8 protein-coding genes and 1 pseudogene are annotated in these 9,263 nt (G+C 67.8%); 7 read left to right on the top strand and 2 right to left on the bottom strand.

The window, feature by feature from the left end:
• The 4 genes from Q0U08_RS13990 to Q0U08_RS13975 form a co-directional block, all read left to right on the top strand.
• Positions 1 to 219, top strand: a 219-nt coding sequence (locus Q0U08_RS13990; protein WP_298092002.1) for a DUF969 family protein, incomplete at its 5' end; no start/stop codon positions are given.
• Positions 216 to 1,175 carry a DUF979 domain-containing protein gene (locus Q0U08_RS13985; protein WP_298092001.1) on the top strand — a complete coding sequence of 320 codons (960 nt, stop codon included), beginning with the start codon at positions 216 to 218 and terminating at the stop codon, positions 1,173 to 1,175. The genes Q0U08_RS13990 and Q0U08_RS13985, both read left to right, overlap by 4 nt.
• The gene (locus Q0U08_RS13980; protein ID WP_298092000.1) at positions 1,175 to 2,152 is read left to right on the top strand and encodes a DUF2891 domain-containing protein; all 978 of its coding nucleotides are present in this window, start codon (positions 1,175 to 1,177) and stop codon (positions 2,150 to 2,152) included. The genes Q0U08_RS13985 and Q0U08_RS13980 overlap by 1 nt, the downstream gene beginning before the upstream one ends.
• Positions 2,153 to 2,154: 2 nt before the next feature.
• Complete coding sequence (locus Q0U08_RS13975) at positions 2,155 to 4,407, top strand: S9 family peptidase (RefSeq protein ID WP_298091999.1); 2,253 nt, start codon at positions 2,155 to 2,157, stop codon at positions 4,405 to 4,407.
• Here Q0U08_RS13975 and mntR read toward each other — a convergent pair.
• Entirely contained in the window at positions 4,371 to 4,850 is a 480-nt protein-coding gene (gene mntR / locus Q0U08_RS13970) for a manganese-binding transcriptional regulator MntR (protein ID WP_298092003.1), read from the bottom strand. The two genes, Q0U08_RS13975 and mntR, sit on opposite strands and share 37 nt — an antisense overlap.
• A 43-nt stretch (positions 4,851 to 4,893) precedes the next feature.
• Between mntR and Q0U08_RS13965 the strand changes: the two genes are divergently transcribed.
• Positions 4,894 to 6,990 carry a TonB-dependent receptor gene (locus Q0U08_RS13965; protein ID WP_298091998.1) on the top strand — a complete coding sequence of 699 codons (2,097 nt, stop codon included), beginning with the start codon at positions 4,894 to 4,896 and terminating at the stop codon, positions 6,988 to 6,990.
• Complete coding sequence (locus tag Q0U08_RS13960; RefSeq protein ID WP_298091997.1) at positions 6,977 to 7,453, top strand: thioredoxin-like domain-containing protein; 477 nt, start codon at positions 6,977 to 6,979, stop codon at positions 7,451 to 7,453. The genes Q0U08_RS13965 and Q0U08_RS13960 overlap by 14 nt, the downstream gene beginning before the upstream one ends.
• Before the next feature lie 3 nt (positions 7,454 to 7,456).
• Here Q0U08_RS13960 and Q0U08_RS13955 read toward each other — a convergent pair whose 3' ends face one another.
• Positions 7,457 to 8,779 (bottom strand): chloride channel protein, encoded by a 1,323-nt coding sequence (locus tag Q0U08_RS13955; RefSeq protein WP_298091995.1) that lies wholly within the window; start codon positions 8,777 to 8,779, stop codon positions 7,457 to 7,459.
• Between the two features lie 131 nt (positions 8,780 to 8,910).
• Here Q0U08_RS13955 and Q0U08_RS13950 point away from each other — a divergent pair.
• Positions 8,911 to 9,263: pseudogene (locus Q0U08_RS13950) on the top strand (hypothetical protein); the annotation flags it as partial.

Below are 9,263 nucleotides of genomic sequence, written 5' to 3'. Positions count from 1 at the left end.
GCCGCCGCGGTGGACAATATCGGGCTGTTCTTCGGCGAGGACGTGTTCATCGCCATCGGATCGATCCTGCTGATCCGCGCCATTCTGGAGCAGGAAGGGATCATCGTCGCGCCCTTGAGCGTCGCCGTGTGGGCGATCCCCACCGCAGTCGCAGCCTTTTTCATTCATGGCGCGCGATTGCTGCTGCTGGACAGGCGGCTGAGGGCGCGGCGGGCGTGATTGGGCTGGACGCGCTGGGGATTGCGGCGGCGACGTTGCCGGGGGCGGTGGCGATCCATCATGCGTTCGACCGGTCGGAGCCGACGCGGTGGCGCAATGCAGGGTTCTGGGCGATCTTTGCGATGCTGCTGGGGGCGGGGCCGTGGTTGCCGGACCTGTTGAACGGCTGTCTGGTGCTGGTGATGGTCGGGCTGGCGACCTGGGGGTTGCGCCCGGCACCTGTTGCAAGCAGCGATGACGCCGCGCGGACCGCCAGCGCCGCACGGCTGGGCACATGGCTGTTCGGGCCCGCACTGGCGCTGCCCGTCGTGACGCTGGCGGGGACCCTGCTGATCCCCGACGGCAGGATCGCGGGGCTGGCGCTGATCGATCCCAAGCAGGTGACGCTGGTCGCGATGGTGACCGGCGCGTTCGTCGCGCTGCTGCTGGCGATGCGCCTGACCCGGCCGCCGCGATCGGCGCCGGCGGGCGAGGCGCGGCGGCTGGTGGATGCGATCGGCTGGGCGATGGTGCTGCCGCAGATGCTGGCCGCGCTCGGCGGCGTGTTCGCGATGGCAGGCGTCGGCAAGGTCGTGGCGGACGGCGTGGTGAACATCGTCGCGCTCGACACGCCGCTGGCGGCGACCATCGCCTACTGCATCGGCATGGCGCTGTTCACGATCGTGATGGGCAATGCCTTTGCCGCTTTCCCGATCATGACCGCCGGCATCGGCCTGCCGATCGTCATCCGGCAATTCGGCGGCGACCCGGCGGTGGTCGCCGCGCTGGGGATGCTTTCCGGCTTTTGCGGGACGCTGATGACGCCGATGGCGGCCAACTTCAACATCGTACCCGCGGTCGTGCTGGAGCTGCGGGACCGGTTCGGCGTGATCCGCGTGCAGTGGCCGACCGCGATCCTGTTGCTGGCGTTCAACATCACGGTGCTGGCGCTGTGCGCTTTTCCGAAAGGATCCTGATGAGCCCCGATCTCGCCGCCCGGTTCGCCCGTATCGCGCTGGGCCATGTCACCCGCGAATATCCGCACAAGGCGGATCATGTCATGGCCGCCGACGCGGACGCCTATATCCCGCGGCACGTGCATCCGATCTTCTTCGGCAGCTTCGACTGGCATAGCTGCGTCCATGGATACTGGTTGCTGGCACGCCTCCGCCGGTTGTTTCCCGACCTGGCGGAAGCTGGGGCGATAGACGCGCTGTTTGCAGACGCCTTCACGCCGGACAAGGTGGAGGCGGAGCGTGCCTATCTCGACCGCCCGGCATCGCGCGGGTTCGAGCGGCCCTACGGCTGGGCCTGGCTGCTGATGCTGGCGAGCGAGTTGCGCGTGGGGGCAAGCGTCCATGCCGATACCCTGCAGCCGCTGGCGGATGCATTCGTTGCGCGTTTCCGGGAACATCTGCCGATGCTGACCTATCCGGTGCGGGTCGGCACCCACGCCAATACGGCCTTCGCGCTGGTGCTGGCCGATCGATACGCCCGCGTGGCCGGGGACACGGCGCTGCAAGACCTGATGGCCAGCCGTGCGCGCGACTGGTTCGGCGCGGATCGCGCGGCGCAAGGCTGGGAGCCGAGCGGCGAGGATTTCCTGTCCCCTGCGCTGGCCGAGGCGCTGGCCATGCAGCGCGTGCTGCCCCCGGACCCATTCGCCCGGTGGTTCGGCGATTTCCTGCCGCATCTGGCGCGAGGCGAGCCGGCCGCATTGCTGACGCCCGCGCAGGTCAGCGATCGCAGCGACGGCAAGATCGCGCATCTCGACGGCCTCAATCTCAGCCGTGCCTGGGCGATGCGTGCCCTGGCCGGAGCGACGGGGAGCGACGTGCTGGCCGACGCCGCGGAGCGCCATCTGGCCGCCGCGATCGACGAGGTGGCAGGCGATTATATGGGCGAACATTGGTTGGCGAGCTTTGCCCTGCTCGCGTTGACGGGGGTGGATTGAGCATGCGGGGATATCGGTTTCTGGCCACGGCGCTCTTGGGTCTTTCCTGCGCCGCCGTGCAGGCGCAGACGGCACCCGCCACCCCACCGTTGACCGTCGAGCGCATCTTCGGGCAGGGGGTGGCCTTCGAGCATGTCGATGGTGGTGAGTGGACGCCCGACGGCACCGGCTTCATCGCGATCGAGCGACCGAAGAATGCAGGCGGGGGCAGCGACCTCGTCCGCTACGATGCGCGGACCAATGCACGAGAGGTGATCGTGCCGGCGAGCGCGTTGGTCGACAAGGCCACGGCAAAGCCGATCGCGATCGAAAGCTATGCCTTCTCGCCGGATCGACGCAAGCTGTTGATCCTGACCAACGGCCAGCCGTTTCGCCGGACGCGGGCGCGGGGTGATTACTGGTTGTTCAATCTCGACGATCGCTCGCTGCGCCGGATCGGCGGAGACGCGCCCGCCGCCAGCCTGATGTATGCCGAATTCTCGCCCGACGGATCGCGCATCGCCTATGTCCGGGACAACAACCTGTATGTCGAACAGGTGAGCGGTGGCGATCCGCGCCGGTTGACCCAGGATGGTGACGCGCTGATCGTCAATGGCCTTGGCGACTGGGTGTACGAGGAAGAGTTCTACCTGCGCAAAGCGTGGCGGTGGAGCCCGGATTCCCGGCGTATCGCCTTTTGGCGGTTCGACACCTCCAGTGTCGGCACCTTTGCGATGATCACCAACACGGTGGGGCAATATTCACGGGTGATCCCGCTGCAATATCCCAAGGTCGGCACGGCCAATTCCGCGGTGAAGGTCGGTACGGTCGATATCGCCACGGGCGCGACCACATGGGTGAAGCTGGAGGGCGATCCGCGGCAATATTATGTGCCCCAGATGAGCTGGACGCCCGATTCCCGCTCGGTCCTGCTGCAACAGGCGAACCGGCTGCAGAATGATTTCGCGGTCATGCTGGCCGATGCGGATACGGGCATGACGACGCGACTGTTCGATGAGCGCGACGCCGCCTGGGTGGAGGCCAATCCCGACCCGACCTGGACCGACGGCAACCGCGGCTTCACCTGGATGAGCGAACGCGACGGGTGGCGGCATCTGTACGTCGCCTCGCCGGATGGCAAGACGATGCGGCTGCGCACGCCGGGCAAGTTCGACGTGATCGACATATTGCTGGTCGATGCCCGGAACAACCGGGTTTGGTTCACCGCCGCACCGGATGATCCCACGCGCCGTTACCTGTACCGCGCCACGCTGTCCGGGCAGGTGCGGGTCGAGCGGGTAACGCCGGCCGGGCAGCCGGGCACGCATGCCTATGACATCGCCCCGGGCGGGCGCTATGCCCGGCATGTCTTCTCCACCTTCGACACCGCGCCGGTGACCGAGATGATCGATCTGGCGACGCACCGGCCGGTTCGCGTGCTGGCGCGCAACGCGGCGGCCAATGCGGTGATCCAAGGGCAGGGGCTGGGCGCGACCGAGTTCCTGCGGCTGGATATCGGCGGCGGCACGACGCTGGACGCATGGCTGATCAAGCCAAAGAATTTCGACCCGACCAAGCGCTACCCGATCCTGTTCCAAGTCTATGGCGAGCCATGGGGGCAGACCGTTGCCGACCGGTTCGGCGGCAACACCGCGCTGTGGCACCGGATGCTTGCCGAGCGCGGCTATCTGGTCGCGAGCATCGACCCGCGCGGCACCGCGTCGCCCAGGGGCCGGGCCTGGCGCAAGAGCATCTACCGGCAGGTCGGCATCCTTGCCTCGGCCGATCTGGCGGCGGGGGTCACCAGGATGCTGGCCGACCGGCCCTATATCGATCCGTCACGGGTCGGCATCTGGGGATGGAGCGGCGGCGGATCGATGACGCTGAATGCGCTGTTCCGCTATCCGGACCTGTACAAGACCGGGATCGCGGTGGCCGCGGTCGCCGATCAGATGCTGTACGACACCATCTATCAGGAACGGTATATGGGTTTGCCGGAGGGGAACGCCGCCGGCTATCGCGACGGATCGCCGATCACGCACGCGGACAAGCTGAAGGGCAACCTTCTGATCATCCACGGCACCGGTGACGACAATGTCCATTACCAGAATCTGGAGCAACTGGCGGACCGGCTGATCGCCGCCAACAAGCCGTTCCAGATGATGGCCTATCCGGACCGTTCGCACGGCATCTACGAGAAGCCGGGGACGAGCGTGCACCTGTACTCGCTGATGACCCGCTATCTGGAGGAGAAGCTGCCGCCGGGCGGACGCTGATCGAGCAACTGCTCCGTCAGCGTTTTCAGGCGGGCGAGCGTGGTTTCGCTCACATGATGCTCGATTCCCTCGGAGTCCAGTGCGGCGGTGGCGGGATCGACGCCGATGGCGAGCAGGAAATCCTGCACGATCCGGTGCCGCTCGCGCGCGACGCGGGCAAGTTCCTCGCCCGCGGGGGTCAGGAACAGCGAGCGATAGGGGCGGCTCTGGACCAGCCCTTCCCGGCTGAGCCGCTGCACCACCTTTGATGCGGTGGCCAGGGTGACGCCGGTGTGTTCGGCAAGATCGGTCAGCCGCGCCTCGCCGAACCGTGCGATCAGGTCGCCGATCAATTCGACATAATCCTCCGCCATCTCCGTCTGATGCGCCTCGCGCACCTTGCGGAAGGCGGCGGCGCGAATGTCTGGGTTCTGGCTTTCGGTCATCACGGCATCCGAGTGCATTGCGGCTTGTCGCATGGAAAATGCCGGACTACAAATATTAGCCATGGCTAAACCAATGTGCCGCGTCATCCCCCTGCTCGCCGCCGCGTCGGCCTGGCCGGCGGCGGCGTTCGCGCAGTCGGGCGCGCCATCCGGGGATATCGTGGTCACGGGAACGCGCACGCCGCGCACGGTCCGCGAGGCGCCGGTCAGGACCGATATCATCGGCGAGACGATCCTGACGGCCACGGCCCCGCGCAGCCTGGCCGACGCGCTGGACTGGCTGCCGGGCGCACGGTCGGAGAGCAATTGCCAGAACTGCAACACAACCGAAATCCAGTTGCTGGGCCTGCCGGGGGCGTACAACCAGATCCTGCTCGACGGGCTGCCTTTGATCAGCGGTGTCGCAGCGGTGTACGGGGTGGAGCAACTGCCCGCCGTGCTGATCGACCGGATCGAGGTGGTGAAGGGTGGAGGGTCCGCCCTGTACGGGCCGGGTGCGGTGGCGGGTGTCGTCAATGTGCTGCCGATCAAGCCGCTGCGTTCCGGCATACGCGCCACGCTGGATTATGGCCGGCTGGCGGGCGAGAATGCGGTCACGGGCTCGGCCATGGGATCGCTGGCGCTGGGCGGGGGCGGGATGGTCAGCCTGTATGGGCAGGGCGCGCGTCAGCCGGGGGTGGACCTGAACGGCGACGACTATACCGAGCTGGCGCGACTGCGGCAGTGGAGTGGCGGACTGCGCGGCACCATGGCGATCGGCGGCGCGACGCGGGCGGCGTTCGATTACCAGTTTAGCGACGAGCGGCGGCGCGGCGGCAACATGCTGGACCGGGCGCCGCATCTCGCCAATATTGCGGAAGCGGTGGACAGCCGCGTTCACCGCGCCAGCCTGAGCGTGGAGCGACAACTGGCGGAGGCGACGACGCTGACCGCGGTATATGCCTTGTCGCACGTCACGCGCGACAGCTTCTATGGCGGGCTGGGCGATGTGGTCGTCGATCCTGCCGCCAACGGGTTCGATGCGGCCGCGCTTGCGCAGGCCGAGGCCGTCAGCCGCCGGCAATATGGCGCGACCCGCGACACGCTCCATTTCGGCGAGCTTCGCCTTGCCGCCGCCCGCGGCGGGCATGACGTGCAACTGGGGGTGCAGTATCGCGGTGAGCGGGTCGACGACCGCAATCTGGATGCGGACGGGCGGTTTCTGGGCACGCTGAGCAAGGGCAGTTTTTCGACGCTCGGGGCCTTTGCGCAGGACGAGTGGTCGCTGTCGGGTGCCGTCCGGTTGCTGCTCGGCGCGCGGATCGATCGCAGTTCGGTCCTCGACGATGCGATCGTCTCGCCACGCGTCGGGCTCTGGTGGTCGCCGTCTCCGGCCTGGGTGGTCCGCGCCAACTGGTCGACTGGATACCGCGCACCCGAGATCTTCAGCGAGGATGTCCATATCGCGGTGCTGGGTGCCGATCCGGTACGGGTTCGCAATGCGGCCGGGTTGAAGCCGGAGCGGGCGGACAGCATGGCGCTGGGGTTCGACTGGCGACCGGGGTGGAGTAGCGGCGCGCTGACGCTGGACGGGCAATTTTATCGCACCACGATCCGGGATACCTTCTTTCTGGGCGAGATCCGCGAAGACGCGGGCGGGCTGTTCCAGGTGCGGGACAATGCGGGAGGCAGCACCGTCACGGGGGCCGAACTGAATGCCAGCCTCCGGGTGGACGAACGCCTGCGCCTGACGGCGGGGGCGGCATGGATCGATGCACGCTATGACGGCGCGCAACGGGTGTTCGATGGGGACGAGCGGCAGCTTTTCACCCGCCGCTATCTGAAAAGCCCGCGTTGGAACGCGATCGGGCAGGCGATATGGACATTCTCGCCGCGTCTCGATGGGTTTCTGGGGGTGCGCTATGTCGGGCCGATGGACGTGCTGAACAACCGCCTTGGCGCGATCCGGCGCAGTCCGGCCTTTGTGGTCGCCGACCTGAGTGCGACCCGTCACCTGCCGGTGGGTGGGGACCGCGAGATCGACGTGACTTTGGGGGTGCGCAACATCACCGATGCCCGCCAGCGCGATCTGGAGACGGGCGCGACGCGTGACAGCGACTATGTCTATGGCCCGCGCAGCCCGCGCACAGTGTTCGTGCAGGCCCGTGCGCATTTCTAGACGCATGGTGCTTGCCGGGGCGGCGGGGCTGCTGTCCGGCGGTGCGGTCTTCTTGCCGCGGCTGGAACGGCTGGATCGGGGGCGGCTGGTGCCCGCCGGCCTGAACCCCACGACTCGGCGACTGCTGGTCTATTGCGGGGCGAGCTGGTGCGGGCCTTGCCGGGCGTTTCTCCCTGCCTTGCGTGCGGGCTATGTCCGGCTGCGTGACAGCGGATCGGATGTCGAGATCGTCTATGTCGGCGATGATGCCGGACTGGCCGCGCACCGCGATTATGTGATGCGCGAACGTATGCCGTGGCTGCTCGTACGCTATGATGACCCGGCCCGCATCCGGCTGCGTGCGCTCGGCGGTGCGGCGCTGCCCGGGCTGTTGCTGCTCACAAGGGAGGGCGAATTGCTGGGGTCGAGCTGGCGGGATGACGGGTCGAGCGTGCCGGCCTCCTTCCTGGAGGCCGTGCGCTGACGCTCAGGGGGCGGGCGCCGCGAAGGTTCGCGACAGGCCGTGGTATAGCTTTTCGCGACATACCCATTGGCTGGCGGCGTCGGCGATGAACGCGGTGGCGAACATCGGCAGCATCAGCCCGCGGCTTGCCGTGGTTTCCGACAGGATGATGACCGCGGTCAGGGGCGCACGGACGACGCCGGCGAAATAGGCGACCATGCCGAGGATGACGACCGCGCTGGCCGGCTCGTTGGGGAAGATGCCGCGCAGGAGGTTGCCGACCCCGGCTCCCGTGGCCAGCGACGGTGCGAAGATGCCGCCCGGCAACCCGGCAATGGCGGTGACCGCGGTTGCAAGGAACTTGGCCGGGCCGAACCATAAGGGTGCATCGACGCCCACAATCATCGCGCGCGCCGGGAAGTAGCCCGTTCCCCAGGTCAGCCCGGTCGATACGCCAAGGATCGCGACGATGCCCCCGCACAGCCCGGCAAAGCGGATCGGATGGGCGCGGGACCAGCGCGTTACCCGGTTCGTGCCCAAAGCAATTGCGAGCAGGAGGCGCGAGAACAGCCCGCCTGCCAATCCGCCGGCGATGCCCGCCACCGGCACCACCAGCAGCGCCGACAGCAACGGCATGTGCGCCCCGATCGCGCCGAAATACACGTAATCGCCCTGCACCGACTGCGCGACCATGCCGGCGATGACGATCGCGGCAAGCACCAGCAACGTTACCCGCTGCTCATAGGCGGAGGCCAGTTCCTCGATGGCGAACAGCAGTCCGGCAAGCGGCGTGTTGAAAGCGGCCGCCACGCCCGCCGCGCCGCCCGCGATGAGTACGCCACCCCGCAGCGGCACGCGGACGAGCCGGTGGGTCAGGCCCATGATGGCGGCGGCCAGTTGCACCGTCGGCCCCTCGCGCCCGACCGAGGCGCCGCTCAGCACCGCCCCGATGGTCAACACCGCCTTGGCCGCCACGGTACGGACGGAGATCAGCGTCGTGGTGGCGCCGTTCGGGTTCGCCTGGGCCGCGATGACCTGGGGAATGCCGGACCCGCGCGCGAGGGGGGCATAGCGGCGGGTCACCCATACCAGCGCCATGAAGGCCAGGGGTGTGGAAATCAGCGGCAGCCAGCGCCAGCGACGGGCATAATGCGCGAAGACCTCGCTCGCCCAGTCTGCGGCAAGTGCGAACAGGGTGGCGACGATGCCGATCAGGATCGCACCGGCCAGGATCGCGGCACGCGTCCGGAACTGTACCGAGCGCGGGCCACGGGCGCGTAGCAACGCCCGGTAGCGTGACGGCGTCCAGCGGGTCACGCGTATCCAGCGGTCGATCGATCCGGTCATGACGCCTTCTAAAACGGGATCGGGCCGGCGTCATCCCGGCCTCGCATTATGCGCGCAATCGGACGGTCCTGTCGCGACAAGGATATAAGCCCCTCCCGGTCGGTTTTGTGGCAAAACAACCGGGAGCCGTCATGACCAAAACTGCCATCATCCGCTGCATCCTAGCCTCCACGCTGGTCGCCGGCGCCGCCCACGCGCAGCAGACGCCGCGCGTGATCGGCCTGGAGGATCAGGCGGAGCCCTATGCAACGGAGTCGGTGGTCAATCATCCGCGCACGATCGGCTGGCCGGAAGGGCGCAAGCCGGTCGCGCCACGCGGCTATGAGGTCGTGAAGTTCGCCGGCGGGCTGGACTATCCCCGCCAGGCGCTGCTCCTGCCCAACGGCGACGTGCTGGTCGCCGAGGCGCGCACCAAGCCCAAGCTGGATGCCGATCCCGAAGTGCAGCGCGGCCAGGCGCTGTCGAAGACCACCGGGTTCAGCGC

The organism is uncultured Sphingomonas sp. (assembly GCF_946477935.1).
In the GTDB taxonomy this organism is placed as follows: Bacteria; Pseudomonadota; Alphaproteobacteria; order Sphingomonadales; family Sphingomonadaceae; genus Sphingomonas.
Note: the sequence above shows the minus strand (reverse complement) of the source record. Positions and strands in the feature narration are given on the sequence as shown.